Origin of the sequence: Pseudomonas sp. AU12215, from assembly GCF_001675465.2 — a bacterium.
Classification (GTDB): Bacteria; Pseudomonadota; Gammaproteobacteria; order Pseudomonadales; family Pseudomonadaceae; genus Pseudomonas; species Pseudomonas nitroreducens.
The window spans coordinates 87,196-108,556 of record NZ_MACM02000174.1; the positions used below are offsets into that span (position 1 = coordinate 87,196).

22 protein-coding genes are annotated in these 21,361 nt (G+C 65.9%); 9 read left to right on the top strand and 13 right to left on the bottom strand.

Features of this window, described 5'->3' with window-relative positions; translation table 11 throughout:
- Positions 1-112: 112 nt before the first annotated feature.
- The 4 genes from A9513_RS28945 to A9513_RS28960 form a co-directional block, all read right to left on the bottom strand.
- The gene (locus tag A9513_RS28945) at positions 113-619 is read right to left on the bottom strand and encodes a hypothetical protein (RefSeq protein ID WP_038803491.1); all 507 of its coding nucleotides are present in this window, start codon (positions 617-619) and stop codon (positions 113-115) included.
- Between the two features lie 430 nt (positions 620-1,049).
- Positions 1,050-3,371 carry an FdhF/YdeP family oxidoreductase gene (locus tag A9513_RS28950; protein WP_065086226.1) on the bottom strand — a complete coding sequence of 774 codons (2,322 nt, stop codon included), beginning with the start codon at positions 3,369-3,371 and terminating at the stop codon, positions 1,050-1,052.
- A gap of 14 nt (positions 3,372-3,385) precedes the next feature.
- Positions 3,386-4,222: a formate dehydrogenase accessory sulfurtransferase FdhD gene (gene fdhD, locus A9513_RS28955; protein ID WP_083196249.1), complete on the bottom strand. Its 837-nt coding sequence runs from the start codon at positions 4,220-4,222 to the stop codon at positions 3,386-3,388.
- A gap of 93 nt (positions 4,223-4,315) precedes the next feature.
- The gene (locus A9513_RS28960) at positions 4,316-5,215 is read right to left on the bottom strand and encodes a LysR family transcriptional regulator (protein WP_065086227.1); all 900 of its coding nucleotides are present in this window, start codon (positions 5,213-5,215) and stop codon (positions 4,316-4,318) included.
- Positions 5,216-5,363: 148 nt separating this feature from the next.
- On the opposite strand from A9513_RS28960, the gene lysM reads away from it, so the two are divergent.
- The gene (gene lysM / locus A9513_RS28965) at positions 5,364-5,801 is read left to right on the top strand and encodes a peptidoglycan-binding protein LysM (RefSeq protein ID WP_065086228.1); all 438 of its coding nucleotides are present in this window, start codon (positions 5,364-5,366) and stop codon (positions 5,799-5,801) included.
- A 46-nt stretch (positions 5,802-5,847) separates the two neighbouring features.
- Here the strand turns inward: lysM and yrfG are convergent, their stop codons facing one another.
- Positions 5,848-6,510 carry a GMP/IMP nucleotidase gene (gene yrfG, locus A9513_RS28970; RefSeq protein WP_065086229.1) on the bottom strand — a complete coding sequence of 221 codons (663 nt, stop codon included), beginning with the start codon at positions 6,508-6,510 and terminating at the stop codon, positions 5,848-5,850.
- A gap of 126 nt (positions 6,511-6,636) precedes the next feature.
- Between yrfG and nudE the strand changes: the two genes are divergently transcribed.
- The 6 genes from nudE (at position 6,637) to A9513_RS29000 (ending at position 11,884) form a co-directional block, all read left to right on the top strand.
- Entirely contained in the window at positions 6,637-7,203 is a 567-nt protein-coding gene (gene nudE, locus A9513_RS28975) for an ADP compounds hydrolase NudE (protein WP_037015903.1), read from the top strand.
- On the top strand, positions 7,203-8,021 hold the full coding sequence (gene cysQ, locus A9513_RS28980) for a 3'(2'),5'-bisphosphate nucleotidase CysQ (protein ID WP_141678545.1): 819 nt from the start codon (positions 7,203-7,205) through the stop codon (positions 8,019-8,021). Before nudE ends, cysQ begins: the two co-directional genes overlap by 1 nt.
- A gap of 33 nt (positions 8,022-8,054) precedes the next feature.
- The gene (mutM, locus tag A9513_RS28985; protein ID WP_054907793.1) at positions 8,055-8,867 is read left to right on the top strand and encodes a bifunctional DNA-formamidopyrimidine glycosylase/DNA-(apurinic or apyrimidinic site) lyase; all 813 of its coding nucleotides are present in this window, start codon (positions 8,055-8,057) and stop codon (positions 8,865-8,867) included.
- Between the two features lie 95 nt (positions 8,868-8,962).
- Positions 8,963-9,541, top strand: coding sequence for a lysophospholipid acyltransferase family protein (locus tag A9513_RS28990; protein WP_024767005.1), 579 nt, complete (start codon positions 8,963-8,965; stop codon positions 9,539-9,541).
- Between the two features lie 83 nt (positions 9,542-9,624).
- Entirely contained in the window at positions 9,625-9,963 is a 339-nt protein-coding gene (locus A9513_RS28995) for a hypothetical protein (protein WP_024767004.1), read from the top strand.
- A gap of 73 nt (positions 9,964-10,036) precedes the next feature.
- A complete protein-coding gene (locus A9513_RS29000; protein WP_065086230.1) occupies positions 10,037-11,884 on the top strand; it encodes a Na/Pi cotransporter family protein in 1,848 nt (615 codons plus the stop codon).
- 11 nt (positions 11,885-11,895) lie between these two features.
- On the opposite strand, the gene A9513_RS29005 is transcribed toward A9513_RS29000, so the two are convergent.
- The 6 genes from A9513_RS29005 to A9513_RS29030 all read right to left on the bottom strand — a co-directional run bounded on the left by A9513_RS29005 (position 11,896) and on the right by A9513_RS29030 (position 18,473).
- The gene (locus A9513_RS29005) at positions 11,896-13,599 is read right to left on the bottom strand and encodes a gamma-glutamyltransferase family protein (protein ID WP_038803492.1); all 1,704 of its coding nucleotides are present in this window, start codon (positions 13,597-13,599) and stop codon (positions 11,896-11,898) included.
- 123 nt (positions 13,600-13,722) lie between these two features.
- Entirely contained in the window at positions 13,723-13,974 is a 252-nt protein-coding gene (locus A9513_RS29010) for a YfhL family 4Fe-4S dicluster ferredoxin (RefSeq protein ID WP_024767002.1), read from the bottom strand.
- Between the two features lie 134 nt (positions 13,975-14,108).
- A complete protein-coding gene (gene coaD / locus A9513_RS29015) occupies positions 14,109-14,588 on the bottom strand; it encodes a pantetheine-phosphate adenylyltransferase (protein WP_024767001.1) in 480 nt (159 codons plus the stop codon).
- A gap of 244 nt (positions 14,589-14,832) precedes the next feature.
- Entirely contained in the window at positions 14,833-16,422 is a 1,590-nt protein-coding gene (locus A9513_RS29020) for a GMC family oxidoreductase (protein ID WP_024767000.1), read from the bottom strand.
- A 39-nt stretch (positions 16,423-16,461) separates the two neighbouring features.
- On the bottom strand, positions 16,462-17,007 hold the full coding sequence (locus A9513_RS29025; protein WP_065086231.1) for a twin-arginine translocation pathway signal protein: 546 nt from the start codon (positions 17,005-17,007) through the stop codon (positions 16,462-16,464).
- A gap of 35 nt (positions 17,008-17,042) precedes the next feature.
- Positions 17,043-18,473, bottom strand: coding sequence for a coniferyl aldehyde dehydrogenase (locus tag A9513_RS29030; protein WP_065086232.1), 1,431 nt, complete (start codon positions 18,471-18,473; stop codon positions 17,043-17,045).
- Between the two features lie 266 nt (positions 18,474-18,739).
- Here A9513_RS29030 and A9513_RS29035 point away from each other — a divergent pair, with 266 nt between their 5' ends.
- Complete coding sequence (locus A9513_RS29035; protein ID WP_024767431.1) at positions 18,740-19,393, top strand: TetR/AcrR family transcriptional regulator; 654 nt, start codon at positions 18,740-18,742, stop codon at positions 19,391-19,393.
- Positions 19,394-19,400: 7 nt separating this feature from the next.
- Here A9513_RS29035 and A9513_RS29040 read toward each other — a convergent pair whose 3' ends face one another.
- Together A9513_RS29040 and A9513_RS29045 are read right to left on the bottom strand one after the other, a co-directional pair.
- Positions 19,401-19,817, bottom strand: coding sequence for a GNAT family N-acetyltransferase (locus tag A9513_RS29040; RefSeq protein ID WP_037008099.1), 417 nt, complete (start codon positions 19,815-19,817; stop codon positions 19,401-19,403).
- 82 nt (positions 19,818-19,899) lie between these two features.
- Positions 19,900-20,895: a hydrolase gene (locus A9513_RS29045; protein ID WP_176707299.1), complete on the bottom strand. Its 996-nt coding sequence runs from the start codon at positions 20,893-20,895 to the stop codon at positions 19,900-19,902.
- Between the two features lie 107 nt (positions 20,896-21,002).
- On the opposite strand from A9513_RS29045, the gene A9513_RS29050 reads away from it, so the two are divergent.
- On the top strand, positions 21,003-21,356 hold the full coding sequence (locus tag A9513_RS29050; RefSeq protein WP_065086233.1) for a hypothetical protein: 354 nt from the start codon (positions 21,003-21,005) through the stop codon (positions 21,354-21,356).
- Positions 21,357-21,361 lie beyond the last annotated feature (5 nt).

Sequence of the window (21,361 nt, forward strand, 5' to 3'; positions counted from 1 at the left end):
TGAAAGTAGAAAAGGAATGGGGAAATTGTCCCGCATAGAAAACAGCCGGGCAATGAGGCCCGGCTGTCAGTCGTCGTTTCCGTGGACTGATCGCGGTTAGCTATGCCGCGGATCAATCCCAGTCGCGATGGTGCTTGTGTTTGTGCTTGTACCAGCCGCGGTGACGACCGTTATCGTGCCAGTGGCGGTCGTAGCGACGATCGTCATAGCGCGCATGGCGGTAGCCGCGGCGACCATCGTAGTCGTCGTCATCGTCGCGGTTGCTGTCGGCGTAGTGGTTACCCAGTGCGCCACCGGCGCCACCACCCAGGGCCGCGCCGATCAGGCCGCCCGTGGTGCCGCCCATCTTGTTGCCCAGCACCTGGCCGCCCGCGGCGCCCAGGCCACCGCCGATGGCGGCTTCTGTTTTGTTGCCATGGCGTGCGCCCATGGCGCCGCCTGCTGCACCGCCAAGGCCACCACCAATGGCGGCGCCGGTGCTGCCGCCGACCGCCTGGCCGACCGCAGTGCCCAATACCCCGCCCAGGGCGCCACCGACGCCGGCACGGGTGTCGCCGTCCGCGAAGGCGGTGCCACCAACCAGCGCAAGAGACAACAGGAGCATCGAGGAGTACTTCATAGAGAGGATCTCTCTGTGGGGATGTTGGGGGTGATCCTCGGTTTGGGCGAAGGCTCTGGCAAGGGGGTTCCGACGAGTAACACGACTTTCATCAAATAATGCAAGTATTTGATTTTAGGTCAGAACTTTTTCGATTTTGGGCGGTCTGAGCGTTATTCCAGGGTTTCGCTTTTGATGTGTTTTTATCACAGAATGCCATTGAAATGATGGCTTTTCACGGAAAGCGTCCTTTCCCCTCCGAGTTTACCCTTCGGCCTTTTCCTACTTGATGCGCGTCTAGCGGATTTTTCGCAAGACGAGGCAAGGGTGCGTCCGAGAAAAGCTTCGCGAGCAAGCTCGCTCCTACAAAGAGCAGCGGCTTTTCTGTAGGAGCTGGCTTGTTCGCGAACGGCGGTTGGACGGCGCTCCGGTGGGAGCGCCGTGAAGGGCATCACGCGATGCGCTGGCTCGGTCGCGCTTTCTCGAAGCGGATGGCGACGAACTTGGAGGTTGGCGTGTGGCTGCCGACCCCGTGGCTGTCCAGCGGCACCAGCGGGTTGGTCTCCGGGTAGTACGCCGCCGCCTGGCCGGCGGGAATGTCGTAGGCCAGCAGGGTGAAGCCGCTGACGCGGCGGTCCACGCCATCGGACCAGAGTGACACCATGTCCACTTTCTCGCCCGGCTCGAAGCCCAGGCGGCGGATGTCTGCCTCGTTGGCGAACACTACCTCGCGATGGCCGCGCACGCCGCGGTAGCGGTCGTCCAGGCCATAGATGGTGGTGTTGTACTGGTCGTGGGAGCGCAGCGTCTGCAGGATCAGGTGGGGCTCCTGGCCGGTCTCGCGGATCTTCGCGTGGACCAGGTCTGCTGGCAGCGGGTGGTGGTGGAAGTTGGCCTTGCCGCTGGCGGTGTTCCAGCGCCGCGAGCCCGCCGAGTTGCCCAGGTGGAAGCCGCCGGGGTTGGCCACGCGGCGATTGAAGTCGTTGAAGCCGGGGATGGTGTCGGCGATCAGGTCGCGGATGCGGTCGTAGTTGGCGATCATCGCGTCCCAGTCCACCGGGTGGTTGCCCAGGGTGGCCTTGGCGATGCCGGCGATGATGGCCGGCTCCGAGCGCATCTGTTTTGACGACGGCTCCAGCTGCCCGAAGGATGCGTGGATCATGCTGAAGGAGTCTTCCACGGTCACTGCCTGCGGGCCTTCAGCCTGACGGTCGATGTCGGTGCGCCCCAGGCACGGCAGGATCAGCGCGTCGCCGCCCACGGTGAGGTGGCTGCGGTTGAGCTTGGTGCTGATCTGCACGGTCAGCGCGCAATTGCGCAAGGATTGATGAGTGCGCGGGCTGTCCGGGGTCGCCTGGGCGAAGTTGCCGCCCAGGCCGATGAAGACCCTGGCCCGCCCGTCGAGCATGGCGTTGATAGCCTCGACGGTGTTGTGGCCGTTCGCACGCGGCACCTTGAACTGGAAGCGCCGTTCGATGGCATCGAGCAGAGCGGCAGGCGGTCGGTCGTTGATGCCCATGGTGCGGTCGCCCTGCACATTGCTGTGGCCGCGTACCGGGCACAGGCCGGCGCCTGGGCGGCCGACATTGCCGCGCAACAGTTGCAGGCTGACCAGTTCCTGGATGGTGGGCACCGAGTGATGGTGCTGGGTGATGCCCATGGCCCAGCAGACGATCACTCGCTCGGCGCGGCGGTACATGATCGCCGCCTGCTCGATTTCATCGAGGCTCAGCCCCGACTGCTGGACGATGTGCTCCCAACTGGTGTCGTCCACCACGGCCAGGTAGGCATCGACGCCCTGGGTATGCTCGGCGATGAAGGCGTGGTCGAACACTGCCGGCTCGCCCTTGGCCTGGGCTTCGCGTTCCCATTGCAGGAGGAACTTGGCGATGCCGCGCACGGCGGCCATGTCGCCACCCAGTGCCGGGCGGAAGAAGGCCGTGTTCAGCGGCTCGGAGCCATTGGTGAGCATTTCCAGCGCGTGCTGCGGGTGCTGGAAGCGCTCCAGGCCGCGCTCCTTGAGCGGGTTGAAGGCGACCACCTGGGCGCCGCGCTTCACCGCCTCGCGCAGCGGTTCGAGCATGCGCGGGTGGTTGGTGCCGGGGTTCTGGCCGAAGACGAAGATCGCATCGGCGTGCTCGAAGTCATCGAAGGTCACGGTGCCCTTGCCGATGCCGACGCTCTGGCCCAGGGCTACGCCGCTGGCCTCGTGGCACATGTTCGAGCAGTCGGGGAAGTTGTTGGTGCCGAAGGCGCGGACGAACAGCTGGTAGAGGAAGGCCGCCTCGTTGCTGGCCCGACCGGAGGTGTAGAACTCGGCCTGGTCGGGGCTTTCCAGCGCATTCAGGTGCCGGGCGATCAGGGCGAAGGCGTCGTCCCAGGCGATTGGCTGGTAGCGGTCGGTGGTGGGGTCGTAGCGCATCGGCTCGGTCAGGCGGCCCTGGTATTCGAGCCAGTAGTCGCTCTGCTCGCGCAGCGAAGTAACGCTGTGACGGGCGAAGAAGGCTGGGTCCACGCGGCGCTTGGTGGCCTCCCAGTTCACTGCCTTGGCGCCGTTCTCGCAGAACTTCACCCGCCCGTCTTCGGGGGAGTCGCCCCAGGCGCAGCCAGGGCAGTCGAAGCCACCGTTCTGGTTGGTCTTGAGCAGGGCACGCAGGTTCTTGAACGGCTGTTTGCTGTCCAGCCAGAAGCGCGTGACGCTGATCAGCGCGCCCCAGCCGGCGGCGGCGCCCTTGTAGGGTTGGTAGCGGGGGTTTTCTTGCTGCAGGCTCATGGAATCTCTTTCGTTCAGGCGGCTGGTGGCGCCGGGCTGTAGACCCGGGGCGGGCTGCGATGGGGCAGGTGGATCAGGTTCAGGTTGTGCTCGCGGGCCCACTGCACGGTGAGCGAGGTGGGAGCGGACAGGCTGACCAGGGTGGGGAGCCCGGCGCGCACGGCCTTGTGGATAAGTTCCAGGCTGCAGCGGCTGGTCACCACGGCGAAGCCGCCGGCCAGCTCCAGGCGCTGGCGCTTGAGCGCGCCGACCAGTTTGTCGAGGGCGTTGTGGCGGCCGATATCCTCGCGGCACAGGCGAATCTCGCCGGCGGCATCGACGAACAGCGCCGCATGCAGAGCGCCGCTGCGCCTGCCGATCTCCTGCACGGCATTGACCCGCTCGCGCAGGTGGTCGAAATGGACGGCGGGTGGCAGGGGAGCGCGCGGCAATACCGGCAGGCCGGGCAGCGCCTGGTCCAGGGCCTCGACGCCGCACAGGCCGCAGCCGGTGTTGCCGGCCAGTTGCCGGCGCTGGTCCTTGAGGGCCCAGAAGGCGCGATTGCTGACCTGCACCTCGGCGGTAATGGCCTCGCCATGTGCGGTCAGGCTCACGTCATAGATGTCGTCGATGGAGTCGATGAGGCCGGCACCGAGGCTGAAACCGTGGACGAAGTCTTCCAGGTCGTTCGGCGAGACCATCATCACGGCCTGGCTGAGGCCGTTGTAGGCGATGGCCAGGGCGGTTTCCCCGGCCAATGCGGCGCGGCCGCCGGCTCCTTGCGGGGTGAGTTCGACGTAGCTGTAGCCGTCGGCAGGCACGACGGCATCCCGGACCGCGGCGCTGGCCGGGCGGGTGATCAGGCAAGGCATGGGCTGAGCCCTGTGGTTCTAGTAATGCAACCAGCCTATGCCGATGCCGGGGCAGCGTCTAATGGCTGCTGTCGATGTTGTGATAGATGCGGTTTATCGGTCGGGCGAGTCGCTGCCCAGCAGGACCGCCGCTTCGCGGAAGCAGGCTTCGGCCAGCGCGGAGCGTGGTTCGCTGCGGCGCAGGATCAGCCCGAGTGGCGACAGGGTGCGCGCGTCGTCGATCGGGGTCAGCACGAAGTGCTCACCCTGGGCGTCCAGCCCGCTGCCCAGCGGCATGATCGCGCAGCACAGCCCGCGCTCGACGGCTTGCACCAACTGATGCACGGCGTCGGTTTCCAGGCGTGCCCGAGGCGCCAGGCCGCGGCTGCGGAAGCCGTGGTCGATGGACTGGCGGAAGTGCATGCCGGACGAGAGCAGGCCCAGCGGCAGCTCCGCCAGTGCGTCCCAGCTCAGGCTCGGACCGTCGATCTGGAAGTGCCGGCGGTCGTGCAGCAGGCCCATGCGGGTAGCGGCCAGTTCGAGGCTTTCGAAATGTTCGCGGTCGAGGCGGTCGAGGTACGACAGGCCAAGGTCCAGCTGGTTGCGGCCGAGGCCTTCGAGGATGTTCTCCGAACTCAGGGCGAACAGCTGGAAGCGCAGTTCCGGGTGGCGCTGGGCGAACAGCTCGATCAGCTGCATGGGGTCGAAGCCTGCCAGCGGCACCACGCCCAGGCGCAGGGTGCCGACCAGTTGGCCGCGGCAGGCCGCCGCTTCTGCGTAGAGCCCGTCATGCGCAGCCAGCAGGCTCCGGGCCCAGGCGAGTACGCGCTCGCCGGCCTCGGTGAAACCCTCGAAGCGCTGCCCACGGCGCACCAGTTCAAGGCCCAGTTCCTCCTCCAGGCTGCGTACCCGCATCGAGAGCGTTGGCTGAGTGACGTGGCAGCGTGCCGCCGCCTGGCCGAAGTGCCGTGTCTCGTCCAGCGCGCAGAGGAATTTCAGCTGCTTGATGTCCATCGGCGGGAAGGCTCCGGGGCGTTCTGTCGGGTTAAGGCGGGATTAGGAGTATTCCGTCAGGCACTGCGGAAGTCGGCGACTAGACTCCAGGGGCGCGCGGTCTGCCCAATGCCGGCCGCCTGTCACTGTAACCGTAGGGAGGTTGGAAATGGGCATTTTTGCGTTCGTGAAGGAAGCCGGCGAGAAGCTGTGGGAAAGCATCGTGGGCCAGGAGGCGCAGGCCGCCGAATCGCTCAAGGACCACATCGCCAAGGTGGGCCTGGGCAACCCGAACATCCAGGTCAGCGTCGAAGGTGACAAGGTGATCGCCACCGGTGAAGTGGCCAGCCAGGAAGAGAAGGAGAAGATCCTGCTGGCGCTGGGCAACGTCGCGGGCGTGTCGGGCGTGGAAGACCACATCACCGTCGCTACGCCGGCTGGCGAGGCGCGTTTCGTCACCGTGAAGAAGGGCGATACGCTCAGCGCCATCGCCAAGGCGGAGTACGGCAACGCCAACCTCTACAACAAGATTTTCGAGGCGAACAAGCCGATGCTCAGTCATCCGGACAAGATCTATCCCGGCCAGGTGCTGCGGATTCCGGAGTGATGTCCCCGAGCCCGGCCCAGTGCCGGGCTCGTTGTTTCTGCGCCCCTCACAAGCCTTCGAGCAGTGCCCGGTAGTCTTCCTGGGCAGCGAATTCCTCGGTGTCCTTCGGCCCCTGGCGGCTGTCGGGCTGGCGTACCGCAAGCAGATGGCCGATGCCGAAGGTCCGCGCCGCGCGCAGGATCGGCAGGCTGTCGTCGATGAAAAGGCTGCGCGCCGGGTCGAAGTCGACGTCCGCACGCAGTGCCTGCCAGAACTGCTGGTCTTCCTTGGGGAAGCCGTAGTCATGGGAGCTGATCAACCGATCGAGCCAGGGCGCCAGCTCCACTCGTTGCATCTTCAGCGACAGCGAATCGCGGTGCGCATTGGTGATCAGCACCGCGCGCCTGCCGTGCTCGCGCAGTTGCGCAAGGAAGAAATCGGCGTCCGGACGCAGTGCGATCAGGTGGGCGACCTCGCGCTTGAGGTCCATGATCGACAGCTTGAGCTCGCGGCTCCAGAAGTCCAGGCAATACCAGTTGAGCAGCCCGGCGTTGTCACGGAACAGCGGCAGCAGTTCGGCATCGGCCTGGGCGCGGCTGATGCCGTGGTGCTCGGCGTACCGTTGCGGCAGGTGTTCGAGCCAGAAGTGGTTGTCGAAATGCAGATCGAGCAGGGTGCCGTCCATGTCGAGCAGGACGGTATCGATCTGGTTCCAGGGCAGGCGTGGCATGCTGGGCTTTCGCAAAAGGGTGTCGCAATTGCGCCGCCGATGGACGGAATCAGCGCGATATCTGACACGGAGAATCGGAAAAGGCGGGTTATCATAGCCGACCCGGCCACCCCCAGGAGTCGCCCCATGCGTCAGAAACCCACGGTCCTCGCTCGAGAGATCGTTGCCAGAAGCCGGCTTTTCGCCGTCGAGGAGCTGCAGTTGCGCTTCTCCAATGGCGTCGAACGGACCTACGAGCGCCTGGTTGGCAAGGGGCAGGGCTACGGTGCTGTGATGGTGATCGCCATGCTCGACGGCGAGCACGCCGTGCTGGTGGAGGAGTATTGCGCCGGGGTCGACGAATACCAGCTTTCGTTGCCCAAGGGCCTGGTGGAGCCGGGTGAGGACATCCTCGATGCCGCCAACCGCGAGCTGAAGGAAGAGGCCGGTTACGGCGCCCGTCAGCTGGAATACATCACCGAGCTGTCCCTGTCGCCCGGCTACATGAGTCAGCGCATCCAGGTGGTGCTCGCCCGTGACCTCTACGAAGAATCGCTGCCCGGCGACGAACCCGAGCCCATGGGCGTGGACAGGATCAGCCTGCGCGAGCTCTCCAGCCTCGCGCAGAATGCCCAGTTCAGTGAAGGGCGTGCCCTGGCCGCGCTCTACCTGGTGCGCGACCTGTTGACCCAACGAGGGGAGTTCCAACCGTGATGAATGCCTTCCTACCTGCCGTGATCGACCTGGTGCACAAGGCGGGCGATGTGATCCTGCCGTTCTGGCAGGGCGACCTGGATGTCCAGAGCAAGTCCGACGAATCGCCGGTGACCGCCGCCGACCTGGCCGCCCACCGCCTGCTGGCCGACGGCCTGCGCGCGCTGGCGCCGGATGTGCCGGTGTTGTCCGAGGAGGATTGCGACATTCCCCTGGAGCAACGGGCCCAGTGGAGCCGCTGGTGGCTGGTGGACCCGCTGGACGGCACCAAGGAGTTCATTTCCGGCAGTGACGAATTCACCGTCAACGTCGCGCTCATCGAGCACGGGCGCGTGATCTTCGGCGTAGTCGGTATCCCCGCCAGCGGCCGCTGCTACTACGGTGGTACCGGCCTTGGCGCCTGGCGCGAAGAGCGTGGCGGCGAGCCCGAGGCCATCGAGGTACGCAGCAGCCCGGAAGATGTCTTTACTGTGGTGGCCAGCAAGCGCCATTCCAGCCCGCAGCAGGAAAGCCTGCTGTCCGGCCTCGCGCAGCGCTTTGGCGACCTGAACCTGGCCAACATCGGCAGTTCGCTGAAGTTCTGCCTGCTCGCCGAAGGCTCGGCGGACTGCTACCCGCGCCTGGCGCCAACCAGCCAGTGGGACACGGCAGCCGCCCAGGGGGTGCTGGAAGGCGCCGGCGGCGAGGTGCTGGATACCAAGGGCGAGCCTTTTACCTACGAGGCGCGGGAAGGTTTTCTCAACGAGTCCTTCCTGGCGCTGCCCAAGGCGGCCGAATGGCGCGACGATCTGATCCAGCTGGCCCGCGCGCTGGACTGAACCTACAGAAAAGCTCCTACGCAGTAGTGATCCATGCCCGAATTACCTGAAGTCGAAACCACCCGCCGGGGCATAGCGCCCCATCTCGAAGGCCAGCGCGTCAGCCGCGTGGTCGTCCGTGAGCGTCGTTTGCGCTGGCCGATTCCCGAGGACCTCGACGTACGTCTGTCCGGGCAGCGCATCGTGCAGGTGGAGCGGCGTGCCAAGTACCTCTTGCTCAATGCCGAAGTGGGCACGCTGATTAGCCACCTGGGTATGTCCGGCAGCCTGCGCCTGGTGGAGTGCGGCACGCCGGCAGCGCGCCACGAGCATGTGGATATCGAGCTGGAATCAGGCATGGCGCTGCGCTACACCGACCCGCGCCGCTTCGGTGCGCTGCTCTGGAGTCTGACGCCGCTGGAACATGAACTGCTGCGCCACCTGGGCCCGGAGCCGCTGACCGACGCCTTCGAAGGCGAGCGACTGTTCCAGCTGTCGCGCAACCGCAGCATGGCGGTGAAGCCCTTCATCATGGACAACGCTGTGGTGGTCGGGGTGGGCAACATCTACGCCACCGAGGCGCTGTTCGCCGCCGGCATCGACCCGCGCCGCGAGGCGGGGACCATCTCGCGGGCGCGCTACGTGAAGCTTGCCCAGGAGATCAAGCGAATCCTTGCCATTGCCATCGAGCGCGGCGGTACCACGCTGCGCGATTTCGTCGGCGGCGACGGCCAGCCCGGCTACTTCCAGCAGGAACTCTTCGCCTACGGGCGCGGTGGCGAACCCTGCAAGGTCTGCGGCTCGACCCTGCGCGAAGTGCGCCTCGGCCAGCGCGCCAGCGTCTACTGTCCGCGCTGCCAACGCTGAGGCCGCGGGGCCGCCGTTAAGCTGCCGTCCCGATCTGCCACTCCACCTTCTGCCATAACAACAATGGCCCCCGACGAAGGGGCTACAGGTGATTCATGTCCGGTAACTATCTGCCCCGCAACCCATTCGCCGAGGCACTCGGCCACAGCATGCTGCGCGTGGCCGGCTGGCGTATCGAAGGCGCGCTGCCGCCACTCGACAAGTTCGTGGTGATCGGCGCGCACCACACCTCCAACTGGGATTTCGTGTTGTTTCTCGCGGTCAAGTTCGTGCTGCGCCTGAACGCCCGCTGGTTCGGCAAGCACACCCTCTTCCGCGCGCCCTTCGGCGCACTGATGCGCCGCTGGGGCGGCATCCCGATCCAGCGCCACCTCAAGCTGAATACGGTGGACCAGGCAATCCAGGCCTTCCGCGACAACCGCGAGATGATGCTGATCCTCTCCCCGGAGGGTACGCGGCGGAAGGTCGAGCGCTGGAAAATGGGCTTCTACCACATCGCCCGTGGCGCGGGTGTCCCCATCGTCCTGGCGGCGCTGGATTATCCCGGCCGGCGCATCGTGATCGGCGAACCTTTCTGGCCCACCGGCGACGAGTCAGGGGACCTTCGGCGGATGCAGGCCTTTTACCGGCCATTCGTACCGAAAAAGCCTGAATACGCATTCTTCGGTGATTGAAGGCTGTCACGCGACAAGTCATGGAGCGCTGTTATAGTTATGGCAGTCTGCCTGCCCAACTAAACAAAAAAGGACTTCCTTCCATGAACCTGTTCCGCACCACCGCCACTGCAATGGCACTGACCTGCGCATTCTCGGTGCTGCCGGCCGTTGCTCAGGACGCGGTGAGCAACGTCAGTGGCGACCCGACCTACACCGTAGAGGCCCCGCCGGCCTACGCGATGATGGGCGACCTGATTTTCGCTCGTCCGCTGCTGATCGCCGCCACCGTGGTGGGCACCGCTGCTTTCGTAGTGACCCTGCCATTCAGCGCTGCCGGCGGCAATATCAAGGAAGCTGGCCAGGCGCTGGTCGTCGATCCGGGCAAGGCCGCCTTCGTGCGCTGCCTGGGCTGCACCACCAGCGGCTACAAGAAAGACTGATCCGTCGTCCCGTTCCGGGGCGGCTTGGCCGCCTCGCCGGCCCGGCTTGCCGGGTGAGTCCTGTGGGTAGACCATGAACCTGAGCGGCCTGAAGAAGCACCTGCGTCCGCTGCTTCTGCTGCTGGTCGCTATAGTCCTGGGCTACACCTTCTGGTCCAGTGCCGGCCTGCTGCAGTTGGGAGCGGGCCTGGCGCTGTTCCTGTTCGGCATGCAGTGCCTGGAAGAAGGGCTGCGCGATCTTGCCGGCAGCCAACTCGAGCGCTGGCTGGAAAAGAGCACCGCGACGCGTGGCAAGAGCCTGTTGTTCGGCCTCTTCGGCACCTTCCTGCTGCAGTCCTCGACGCTGGTTTCGCTGCTCACCATCGCCTTCATCAGCACCGGGCTGATCCAGCTGGCGGGGGGAATCGCGATCCTGTTCGGCGCCAACCTGGGCGCCACCAGCGGTATCTGGCTGCTGGCACTGGCCGGGCAGAATCTCAGCCTGAGTCCGCTGGCGCTGCCATTGCTGGTGTTCGGCATCCTGCTGGGTTTCAACGGCGCCAAGAGCAAGGCCGCCGGGCGCATCCTGCTGGGGATCGCCTTCATCTTCCTGGGCATCGACCAGATCAAGGAAGGCTTCCAGAGCTTCGGCGATGCCATGGACATGAGCGAGCTGCGTGCCGAAGGCATGCTCGGCGCACTGCTGTTCGTGACCTTCGGCCTGCTCATCACCGTGGTCCTGCAATCCAGCCACGCCACGCTGATGCTGACCCTGGCAGCCCTGGCCGGCGGGCAACTGGAGCTGGGCCAGAGCCTGGCCATCGCCATCGGCTCGAACGTCGGCAGCAGCGTCACCACGGCCTTCGTCGGCTCCCTGGGCGGCAATCGCAGCGGGCAGCGGCTGGCGCTGGCCCATGTACTGTTCAATGTCGTGACCGGGGTGCTGGCCTTCCTGCTGTTGTCGCCCTTGACCTGGCTGGTGCACTGGCTGGTGACGCCGCTGGGCCTGGCGGACAACCCGATGATCCAGCTGGCGCTGTTCCATACGCTGTTCAATGGCATGGGCGTGGCGTTGTTCTGGCCATTGCAGGGCGCGTTGGCCAATGCCCTGGTGCGCTGGTTGCCGGAAGTGGAGGAGCCGGCCGTGCTGATCACCGACATGGCGCCGGCCATGCCGAGCATCGAGCGCACCCATGCGCGCTACCTCAACGAGCGCGCGCTGGATTCCGCCGATGCCGCTGCCAGCGCGGTACTCCAGGAGTTGCGACACCTCGGTCGGTTGAGCATCGAGGTGATCTGCCACGCGCTCTACCTGCCGGTGGACATGCTCAGCCAGCCGCGCATCGACGAGAACGAACTGCGCGCGGCGCCCGACCGCCATGCGCTGGGCGCGGAAGTGCTCTACCAGCGCCATATCAAGGGAGTTTATGGCGATCTGCTGAGCTTCATGGGGCGCCTCGAAGTCCCTCTGGACGAGGAACACCAGCGCTTCTGGCTGTCCTGCCAGGTGGTGGCGCTACAGCTGGTGGATGCCGTGAAGGACGCCAAGCATCTGCAGAAGAACCTGGGGCAGGCTCTGCAGGGCGAGCCTTCGGTGCTGCGCGATACCTATGTCGAGCTGCGCCGGCATCTGATCTCGATGCTGCGGGAAGTACGTGCGCTGGGTTCGCTGATTGGCGGCGATCTACCGCAAGAGGCGCTGGCGGCACGCCTGCAGCTGCTCGACGAAAGCGCCGCCGAATTCGACGGTGCCTTCCGCCAGCGTCTGTTCGCTGCGGTGCGCCGGCACGAGCTGGATGGCCTGCAGATGAGCTCGCTGATGAACGATCTGGGCTACGTCAGCCGCATCATCCAGAGCCTGCGCAATGTGCTGCAACTGGGCACCGAACATGGCCTGTTCGAGCCGGGCGAGGCCGAAGCGCCCGGCCTCATCCTGCCCTGAGGAATCCCTGGTCAGCGCAGCGGTGCCGCCAGTTCGGTGGCCAGGCCGATGCCGCGCGGATCGCTGGCGGACTGCACCTCGCCGGACTTCTTGTTCCACAGCAGGACCTGCTGGTTGCCATAGGCGCGACCCACATCCTTGAGCGTGTAGCCACGGCGCTGCAGGTCGGCCGCTTCGGCAGCGCTGAAGGCGCGTGGTTCGTGCTCGATCACGTCCGGTAGGAACTGGTGGTGGTAGCGCGGCGAAGACACCCAGCGCTGCACCGGCTTGCCGTCCAGGTAATCGAGCATCGCCAGCAACACCATGCTGGGAATTCGGCTGCCGCCGGGCGTGCCGAAGGCGGCCAGCTCGGTGGGGCTTTCGATGAAGCTCGGGCTCATGCTCGACAGCGGGCGCTTGCCGGCGGCCACCGCGTTGGCCTGGCTGCCGGCCAACTGGTAGGCGTTGGCGCCGCTGACGTCGGTGGCGAAGTCGTCCATCTCGTCATTGAGCAGCACGCCGGTGCCGGGCACGGTGAAGGCCGCGCCGAAGGGCAGGTTGACCGACAGCGTGGCAGCAACGGCGTTGCCGTCGGCGTCCATTACCACGAAGTGGGTGGTGTGATCGCCCTCGCGCCAGGCGGGCGCGGGTGGCAGCGAAGAGCTGGGCGTGGCGCGTTGCGGATCGATGCCGGCGGCCAGGCGCTTCAGGTAATCCGGTGCGAGCAGTTGGTTGACCGGGTTGGCGACGCGGTCCGGGTCGCCCAGCAGGCCACGGTCGCGGTAGGCGCGGCGCAGGGCTTCGACGACGTAGTGGACGCGCTGCACGGGTTCGGCCTTCTGCCAGGGCAGCTGCTGCAGCATGCCCAGGCTCTGCGCGAGGGCGACGCCACCGGCGGAGGGCGGCGGGGCGCTGATCAGTTCCTTGCCGTCGGCCAGCGGGTAGCGCAGCGCCTGGCGCTCGACGGTGCGGTAGCTGGCGAGGTCCTCCAGGCTCCACACGCCACCGGCGGCGCGCACGCCTTCCACCAGCTTCTGCGCGGTCTCGCCTTCGTAGAAGCCGATGCGACCATAGCGCGCGAGTTTCTCCAGGGTGTTGGCCAGTTGCGGCTGGCGCATCAGGCTGTATTCCTCGGGCAGGTTGCCCTGGTCGAGGAAAATGCGTGCGGTCTCACGGTCCTGGCGCATCGCGTCGAGACGCCAGGAGGCGCGGTCGATGTAGACACGGTCGATGGACACGCCATCGGTGGCCAGGCGGATCGCCGGCACCAGGTTGTTCGCCAGGGTCTTGCGGCCGTAGCGGCTGGTGATGTCCGCCAGGGCGGCGGGCAGGCCGGGGATGCCGGCGGCCAGAGGGCCGTTGAGCGACAGCTGCGGATCGACCTTGCCGTTGCGCTCGTACATCCGCGCGTGAGCGGCCAGTGGCGCGCGCTCGCGGGCGTCGATGAAATGGTAGGTCGGCGGGCTGCCGGCCTTGCGCAGCAGGAAGAAACCGCCGCCGCCCAGGCCTGAGCCGTAGGGTTCGGCCACCGCCAGCGCGGCGGCGATGGCCACGGCGGCGTCGAAGGCGTTGCCGCCGTCGGCGAGTGTTTCAAGGCCCGCGACAGTGGCGGACGGATGCGCCGTGGCGACGCTGGCCTGGGCCGGGTGTTCCGCGGCGTGCAGCGCGAAGCTGAGCAGCAGCAGGCTGCAGAAGCCGAGCAGGGAGGCGCGGGAGCGGGAGTTCAACGAGGACATGGCATCTCACGAACCGCCGGCATTGCCGGCTGGAAAACCAAATGGGGCGAAGGTGGAGGATAGACAATCCACGGCGCCGCAGGTTTGTGAGAACTCAATGAAAAAGTGTCGAATCGCGCGAAGTCAGGCCTTGCCGGTGAGCTTCTTGTACTTCTCCATCAGCTCTTCCTTGCTCTCGACATGGGTTTCGTCGAGGGGAATGCAGTCGACCGGGCAGACCTGCTGGCACTGCGGCTCGTCATAGTGGCCGACGCATTCGGTGCACAGGTTCGGGTCGATGACGTAGATCTCCTCGCCCTGGGAGATCGCAGCATTGGGGCACTCGGGTTCGCAGACGTCGCAGTTGATGCAATCGTCAGTGATTTTCAGGGACATCGATACAACTCCAACCAGGGCGGCTGCCATGGCGATCGGTAGCAACAAGGATGAAATTGTGCCGTATCGGCGCGCGCAGTGCACGCAGTCAGGGAGTCAACTGACGGAAACCGCCTTCCTTGGCGGCGTGCGGATCAGCGCTTGAAGCGCTCGGCCAGGGCGCTGGCCACCGCGGGATGGACGAATTTGGTGATGTCGCCGCCCAGGGCCGCGATCTCGCGCACCAGGGTGGAGGAGATGAAGGAGTACTTCTCCGACGGCGTGAGGAACATGCTTTCCAGGTCGGGTGCGAGCTGGCGGTTCATGTTGGCCAGCTGGAACTCGTACTCGAAATCCGACACCGCGCGCAGGCCGCGCAGCAGGATGTTCGCATTCTGCTCCTTGGCGAAATGCGCGAGCAGCGTGGAGAAGCCGACGACTTCTACATTGGGCAGGTGCGAGGTGACCTGGCGGGCCAGCTCGACGCGCTGTTCCAGCGGGAACAGGGGATTCTTCTTGGGGCTGGCGGCGACGGCAATGATCACCTGGTCGAACAGTCGCGAGGCGCGTTCGACCAGATCGGCATGGCCTTTGGTGATGGGGTCGAAGGTACCCGGGTACAACACTCGATTCATCGCGGCGTCCTGGTCGGCTCTTGTTGGCAGGCGGGTGCAATAGCGGGCGGATGGTAACGCAGCATGTCCGTGGGGCCAAGCGACCTTGGTAGTGCTTCTGTGAGCGGACTACCTGAGATTGGCGGCGAGAGACCCATGAGTCACGCACAAGCCCCGTGCCAGAGCCCGTGCGCGGATTTTTGCGCGGCAAACCATGTAGGAGCGAGCTAGCTCGCTCCTACGAAGAGCAATTGCGCAGGGAGCGTCAACCCAGCCGCTTGGCCAGGGCGTCGGCCAGTTGCGCGGTGAGGCCGTAGACCGAGAGCTGCGGGTTGGCGCCGATGCTGGTGGGGAACAGCGAGCCATCGTGGATCGACAGGTTCTCCAGCTGGTGGTGGCGGCCGAGGCTGTCGCACACCGACTGCTTCGGGTCCTCGCCCATGGCGCAGCCGCCCATCACGTGGGCACTGCCCAGGCGGGTGCGGTACAGCTCCAGGCTCAGGCTGTCGATCAGCTCGTGTGCTTCCTTGGCAGTCTTCACGTAGCCGGCGTCGGCGTGCAGCGGCAGCACGGCCTTGGCGCCGGCGGCAAACTGGATGTCGGCCATGGTGTGGAAGGCGCGGCGGATACCGTCCCAGGTGTAATCGGTCATCTGGTAGTCGAGCACCGGGGTATCGTCACCGCGCAGGCTGACCGAGCCCACTGCGCTGTCCGGATGGAAGCCGTCGCGCATCAGCGCGAGGATCACGTTGGTGTGCGGCAACTGCTCCATGCGCAGCGCATTGTCTTCGCCGAAGCGGCCGAGCAGGGTGGCGCTGAGCGCCGGTTGCAGCGGCGGTACTTCCAGCTTGTAGGACATGCGTCCGGTGGCGCCGTCGTCCCATTGGAAGTGGTCGGAATAGATCGACTGCGGTGCGCCGTAGAACGGGTTGATCACTTCGTCGAACAGGGCGGCGCTGAAGTTCACCGTGTGCAGGAAGGTGCGCTGGCCGACGCGGCCGTTCGGGTCCGGCGCCTTGGAGCGCAGGAGGATCGCCGGGGTATTGATGCCGCCGCCGGAGAGTACGTAGTGACGCGCCTTGATGGTGATCTTGCGGCCGGTGGGGGCGACGCAGCGCTCGTCCATGGCCGAGCATTCCAGGCCGCTGACCTTGTTGCCGTCGAGCAGCAGGCGGTCGGCGCGGGCGAGGAACAGCAGTTCGCCGCCTTTCTCCAGGGTGGCCGGAATGGTGGTGACCAGCATCGATTGCTTGGCATTGGTCGGGCAGCCCATGCCGCAGTAGCCGATGTTCCAGCAGCCGCGGACGTTGCGCGGGATGACCTTCCAGTGCAGGCCGAGCTTCTCGCAGCCGTTGCGGATCACGTCGTTGTTGGCGTTGGGCGGCATGATCCAGGGCGCGACGCCCAGGCGCTGTTCCATCTTCTCGAACCAGGGCGCCATTTCGGCGACGCTGTGGCCCTTCACGCCGTGTTCCTTGGCCCAGTGTTCCAGGGTCGGCTCGGGGGTGCGGAAGCTGGACGTCCAGTTGACCAGGGTGGTGCCGCCCACGGCGCGGCCCTGGAGGATGGTGATGGCGCCGTCCTTGCTCATCCGGCCGATGCCTTCCTGGTACAGGTTCGGGTAGGCGTCGGCTTCCTGCATCTTGAAGTCGCTGCTGGTCTTGAGCGGGCCTTCTTCCACCAGCAGCACCTTGTAGCCGGCGGCGCTGAGGGTTTCGGCAGTGGTGCCGCCGCCGGCGCCGGTGCCGACGATCACCACGTCGGCCTCCAGGGTCAGGTCCTTGTCCAGGCGCGAGCCGTTGTGGACTTTCCAGCCGCGGGCCAGGCCCTCGGCGAACAGATCGGGTACGGGCATCGGAAATCTCTCAGGCGAATTCTTGTTGTTCTGGCGAAATCAGATTTTCGGCGGGCCGGGGTAGCCGCAGTGGCCCCAGGATTCCGGGCGGCTGTACCAGGCCATCATCACCAGTTGCAGCAGCGAGCTGTGGCCCATCTTCAGCAGGGAGATGAAGCTGTTCTGCCAGCGGTTCAGGAAGTTCTGCACATCCTGCGCGCTGGCGTTGTCCCAGCTGCCCCAGATGCCGGTGAGCGGCCCGCGGGTGATCGGCAGGGCGAGCACGTCGAACAGCTGCACGGTGAGCTTGAGCATTTCCGGGGAGAGGTGGTTGAGGTTGTTGTCCAGGCTCTGGAGGGTGCCTTTGACCGCCTCGGCCATGCGCTCGGCGGGCACGGCGCCGGCCAGCATCACCGGGACCAGCGCGCGCAGGAACGGCAGGTCGGAATCGCGCAGCACGGCAAAGCCATTGGCCGGAGTGCTGGCGGAGCAGCCGCTGAGGCTGGCGGTAACGCCCGCCGTGGCGAGGAAGGCCCCGCCCAGCAGGCCGATCTTGAGCACGCCGCGCCGGGAGAGTCCCGGCGCGCTCAGGGAGGTGTCTGTCATTCTTGTTTTTTCACCTGTGTCTTGGAGGGTGCCGGTCAGCGAATGAACAGCTTGTAGACCAGCTTCTGCAGCGATTTACCGTAGGGTGGGTAGATCACCCGCGCAGCGTTGAAGCGCGGCTTGCTGAATACGCCCTTGGCCTTGGAGAAGGTCAGGAAGCCTTCGTGGCCGTGGTAGTGGCCCATGCCGGAGGGGCCGACGCCGCCGAAGGGCATGTCGTCCTGGGCGACGTGCAGCAGGGTGTCGTTGAGGCACACGCCGCCGGAGTGGGTCTGCGCCAGTACGTGGTCCTGCTCGCGCTTGTCATAGCCGAAGAAATACAGGGCCAGCGGCCGATCGCGCTCGTTGACGTAGCTGAGCGCCTGGTCGAGGGACTGGTAGGGGATCACCGGCAGCAGCGGGCCGAAGATCTCTTCCTGCATGATCTTCATCTCGTCGGTCACGTTCAGCACCAGCGCCTGCGGCAGGCGGCGGCCCTGGGCCTGCGGGAACAACGGGATGACGGTGGCGCCGCGCGCCTTGGCGTCGGCGAGGTAGCCGTTCAGGCGCGACAGCTGGCGCTCGTTGATGATCGCGGTGTAGTCCGGGTTGTTTTCCAGTGTCGGGAAGAAGCCCTGGACCACCTGGCGGTAGCTCTCGACGAACTCGTCGACGCGGTTCTGCGGCACCAGCACGTAGTCCGGTGCCACGCAGGTCTGCCCGGCGTTGAGCGACTTGCCGAAGGCGATGCGCTCGGCGGCGTCCTTCATCGGCACGCTGGCCGAGACGATGGCCGGCGACTTGCCGCCCAGTTCCAGGGTCACCGGGGTGAGATTCTCGGCGGCGGCGCGCATCACGTGCTTGCCGACGCTGGTGGCACCGGTGAACAGCAGGTGGTCGAAAGGCAGCTTGGAGAAGGCGACGCCGACATCCACTTCGCCCTGCACCACGGCGACCAGGTCCTCGGGGAAGACCTTGGCCAGCAGATCCTTCAGCACGCGGGCGGATTCCGGGGTGGATTCGCTCATCTTGATCATCACCCGGTTGCCGGCGGCCAGCGCCCCGGTCAGCGGGCCGATGGCGAGGAACAGCGGGTAGTTCCACGGCACGATCACGCCCACTACGCCCAGCGGCTGGTAGATGACCTTGGCCGAGGCCGGCATGAACTGCATGCCCACGCTGCGGCGCGAGGGCTTCATCCACTTTCTCACGCGTTTGGTGGCGTAGTGCACGCCGTGCAGGCTGGGCAGCACTTCGGCGAGCAGGGTTTCGTCGGCGGAACGGTTGCTGAAGTCGGCGTTGATGGCGTCGATGATCGCCTTCTGCTCGGTCACCAGCAGGTTGGCGAGGCTCTTCAGCCACTGGATGCGCTGGCCGGCGTCCGGCATCGGGTTCGCGCGATAGGCCTGGCGCTGGCGTTCGAGAAGGGTTTCCAGCTGGCTGATCTGCTGCTGGGTCTGCTGCAGGTAGGCGATATCGGCAACCATGACGGGCTCCTGGGCGGAAGCGGGTGGGGAAGCTCTCCGGGGATTCACACAGGAATCTCGGATGCTTCGCGTTTTTATACTGTCGCTGGTTTTTTAGAGCAATTGCTCTAGAGTGTCAATCAGCATGCCGTTTTCGCGCCATCAGACCCAGCCAACGAAAAGTTGGGCGGGCCGCCTTGGGTGTTACGCGGTAGCAATCGGTGTACCTTTGGCGTCCACCGCACCGGGCAAAACGACCCTGCAATCCGCTTCGATGAGTTTCGCGAATGGCACCACGCATCAATACCCGTGACCGCATCGCCCAGGCCAGCCTGGAGCTGTTCAACGCCCAGGGCGAGCGCAGCGTCACCACCAACCACATCGCCGCGCACCTGGGCATCTCGCCGGGCAACCTTTACTACCACTACCGCAACAAGCAGGTGATCATCGCCCAGCTGTTCGCCGAGTACGAACGCCACGTCGACCAGTTCCTGCATCTGCCCGAGGGCCGCGCACTGACGGTGGAGGACAAGACCTTCTACCTCGAGGCGCTGCTCGCCGCGATGTGGCACTACCGCTTCCTGCACCGCGACCTGGAGCACCTGCTGGACTCCGACCCGGAGCTGGCCGCTGCCTACCGCACCTTTGCCCGTCGCGCCATGGACAACGCCAAGGCGATCTACCGAGGCTTCGTCGACGCCGGCATCCTGCAGATGGACGAACCGCAGCTCGAAGCGCTGACCCTGAACGCCTGGATCATCCTCACCTCCTGGGTGCGCTACCTGTGCACCACCCGCGAGGTGGCCAGCGACCTCAGCGAAGCGCTGATGCGTCGCGGCATCTACCAGGTGCTGGCGCTGGAAAGCGGCCACATCTCGCCGGCGTTCCGCGAGGCGGTGGCGGCGGTGTTCGACCGGTTGTACGTGCCTCTGGAAGACTGAGTTTCGTTCAGGCGTCGATCTTGCGCGGCCCCGGTACCCGAGGTCGGCGCAGGGCGATGCCATGGCGCAGGAAAAACTCTTCCACACCCTCGGTGGCGTCCGTGTAGAGCGTGCGGTTCGGGTGGTCGGCGAGGAAGCGCGCCATCAGCGCCAGGCCTATCCCGCGCGACTGGAAGCCTGGCAGCACGGCGATCTCCGCCAGCCAGGTGGTCTGCGCCGTCTCGCTTTCCGCACGCAGCAGACCGAGGACCTGGTCGCCGTCCAGGGCCAGCAGGAAGTAGCTGGAGAATTCATAGAGATCGCGCAGTTCCGCGGTGCTGCCGGGGGAGCCCCAGCCCACGGCGCGGTACAGCGAGGCAATACCGGCGCACTGGGCGTCGCTCAGTGCCGGGTTGTGCAGGATCGTCAGCGGCGTGTCGTGCATGGCGGCGCTCCTTTCTGGCGTTTCCTTCCTGGTGCAGTTTCAGTCTGCCTCATTCCCGTTCTGCTGGGCTGATCCAGCGCAGTCAGGCTTCGCGTCGTTCGCGCAGCCACTGCGGGATGCGGCGCTCCAGGTAATAGTCCGGGCGCGCGGGGGAGCCGCCGATGAACCCGACGTGGCCGCCGTGGGCCAGCAGCTCCAGTTGCGTCGACGCGGAAAGCTCGTCCGGCTGCGGCACGCTGTCGGCATGGATGAACGGGTCGTCGCTGGACTGGATGACCAGCGTCGGCACCCGGATGCCGCCCAGGTAATAGCGGCTGGAGGCGCGCCGGTAGTAATCGTGTACATCGGCGAAACCGTGCAGCGGCGCGGTCACCCGGTCGTCGAAGTCCCAGAAGGTGCGCATGCCGTCCAGCGGGCCGAGGCGCTCGAGCGCAGCGAGGTTTTCCGCGTGGCCGCCGGCGGCGAAGGCCTGGCGCTTGGTCTGCAAGTAGGCCACCAGTTCGCGCATGAAGTGCGCCTGGTAGACCTTGGAGAAGCCGATGCCGATGCGATCCGCACACTGGTCGAGGCGGAACGGCACCGACACCGCGACCGCGCCTTTCAGCGGGCAGCTATCCGAGGATTCGCCCAGGTACTTGAGCAGCACATTGCCGCCCAGCGAGTAACCCACCGCATAGAGCGGCGCCATCGGCCGCTTGGCACGAACATGGGCGACTACCGAGGCGAGATCCTCGCTGACGCCGGAGTGATAACCACGCGGCAACAGGTTCGATTCCCCCGAGCAGCCGCGCCAGTTCAGCGCCACGCTGGCCCAGCCCTGCGCGGCGAGTTGTTGCTGCAGGCCGAGGATGTAATGCGAGGACGACGAGCCGGTCAGCCCATGCAGCGCCAGCACCAGCGGCGCATCCGCCTCGTGCGGGCCGTGCCAGTCGAGGTCGATGAAGTCGCCGTCTTCCAGCCACAGGCGCTCGCGGGTGCGCTGGAGGCTGGGCAGCTGGCGCAGGAGCGAGCCATACAGAGTCTGCAGGTGCGGGCCGGGTAGCCACCAGGCGGGTTTGAACGGGGAGAGTATGGTCATCATTGAGCAATGGGGGCGGACAAGCTGCGATAGTAACGCCAAGTCAGCCCCGCGATGGATGTCTTGCACTCCCTCGGCGCGGCGCACCCATGAAAAGGAGGGGAGGCATGTGGAAGAAAATCGCGGCGCTGAGCCTGGCGTTTTGGCTGGTGGCCTGTGGCGAGCCGGTGCCTCAGGATCACAAGTCGTACGTCGGGGATTGGCGCTCGGCCCAAATGAGCTTGCTCATCACGGCGGATGGGCGTGTTGCCTACAAGCGCCTTTCGGGTGGCAGCTCGCGCTCCATCGAGGCGCCGATCAAGAGCTATGACGCCGATGGGTTTACCGTGGGTGTCGGGTTCCTCGATACCCATTTCAAGGTGTCGAAGCCGCCTTATCGGGATGGCAGCCAGTGGAAAATGGTGGTGGATGGCGTGGAGCTGACCCGCGTCAGCTCCGTCGACATCGGCAAATCCATCTGACTGGT

Excerpts from the sequence above, each read along its gene's own strand:
- A9513_RS29050 (WP_065086233.1), top strand. The coding sequence starts at position 21,003 with ATGTGGAAGAAAATCGCGGCGCTGAGCCTGGCGTTTTGGCTGGTGGCC.
- A9513_RS28995 (WP_024767004.1), top strand. The coding sequence starts at position 9,625 with ATGAACCTGTTCCGCACCACCGCCACTGCAATGGCACTGACCTGCGCA.
- A9513_RS29020 (WP_024767000.1), bottom strand. The coding sequence starts at position 16,422 with ATGCCCGTACCCGATCTGTTCGCCGAGGGCCTGGCCCGCGGCTGGAAA.
- A9513_RS28950 (WP_065086226.1), bottom strand. The coding sequence starts at position 3,371 with ATGAGCCTGCAGCAAGAAAACCCCCGCTACCAACCCTACAAGGGCGCC.
- A9513_RS29005 (WP_038803492.1), bottom strand. The coding sequence starts at position 13,599 with ATGTCCTCGTTGAACTCCCGCTCCCGCGCCTCCCTGCTCGGCTTCTGC.
- mutM (WP_054907793.1), top strand. The coding sequence starts at position 8,055 with ATGCCCGAATTACCTGAAGTCGAAACCACCCGCCGGGGCATAGCGCCC.
- lysM (WP_065086228.1), top strand. The coding sequence starts at position 5,364 with ATGGGCATTTTTGCGTTCGTGAAGGAAGCCGGCGAGAAGCTGTGGGAA.
- A9513_RS29035 (WP_024767431.1), top strand. The coding sequence starts at position 18,740 with ATGGCACCACGCATCAATACCCGTGACCGCATCGCCCAGGCCAGCCTG.
- A9513_RS29030 (WP_065086232.1), bottom strand. The coding sequence starts at position 18,473 with ATGGTTGCCGATATCGCCTACCTGCAGCAGACCCAGCAGCAGATCAGC.
- A9513_RS29025 (WP_065086231.1), bottom strand. The coding sequence starts at position 17,007 with ATGACAGACACCTCCCTGAGCGCGCCGGGACTCTCCCGGCGCGGCGTG.
- cysQ (WP_141678545.1), top strand. The coding sequence starts at position 7,203 with ATGAATGCCTTCCTACCTGCCGTGATCGACCTGGTGCACAAGGCGGGC.
- A9513_RS29010 (WP_024767002.1), bottom strand. The coding sequence starts at position 13,974 with ATGTCCCTGAAAATCACTGACGATTGCATCAACTGCGACGTCTGCGAA.
- A9513_RS29000 (WP_065086230.1), top strand. The coding sequence starts at position 10,037 with ATGAACCTGAGCGGCCTGAAGAAGCACCTGCGTCCGCTGCTTCTGCTG.
- A9513_RS28990 (WP_024767005.1), top strand. The coding sequence starts at position 8,963 with ATGTCCGGTAACTATCTGCCCCGCAACCCATTCGCCGAGGCACTCGGC.
- nudE (WP_037015903.1), top strand. The coding sequence starts at position 6,637 with ATGCGTCAGAAACCCACGGTCCTCGCTCGAGAGATCGTTGCCAGAAGC.
- A9513_RS29040 (WP_037008099.1), bottom strand. The coding sequence starts at position 19,817 with ATGCACGACACGCCGCTGACGATCCTGCACAACCCGGCACTGAGCGAC.
- coaD (WP_024767001.1), bottom strand. The coding sequence starts at position 14,588 with ATGAATCGAGTGTTGTACCCGGGTACCTTCGACCCCATCACCAAAGGC.
- yrfG (WP_065086229.1), bottom strand. The coding sequence starts at position 6,510 with ATGCCACGCCTGCCCTGGAACCAGATCGATACCGTCCTGCTCGACATG.
- fdhD (WP_083196249.1), bottom strand. The coding sequence starts at position 4,222 with ATGCCTTGCCTGATCACCCGCCCGGCCAGCGCCGCGGTCCGGGATGCC.
- A9513_RS28960 (WP_065086227.1), bottom strand. The coding sequence starts at position 5,215 with ATGGACATCAAGCAGCTGAAATTCCTCTGCGCGCTGGACGAGACACGG.
- A9513_RS28945 (WP_038803491.1), bottom strand. The coding sequence starts at position 619 with ATGAAGTACTCCTCGATGCTCCTGTTGTCTCTTGCGCTGGTTGGTGGC.
- A9513_RS29045 (WP_176707299.1), bottom strand. The coding sequence starts at position 20,895 with ATGACCATACTCTCCCCGTTCAAACCCGCCTGGTGGCTACCCGGCCCG.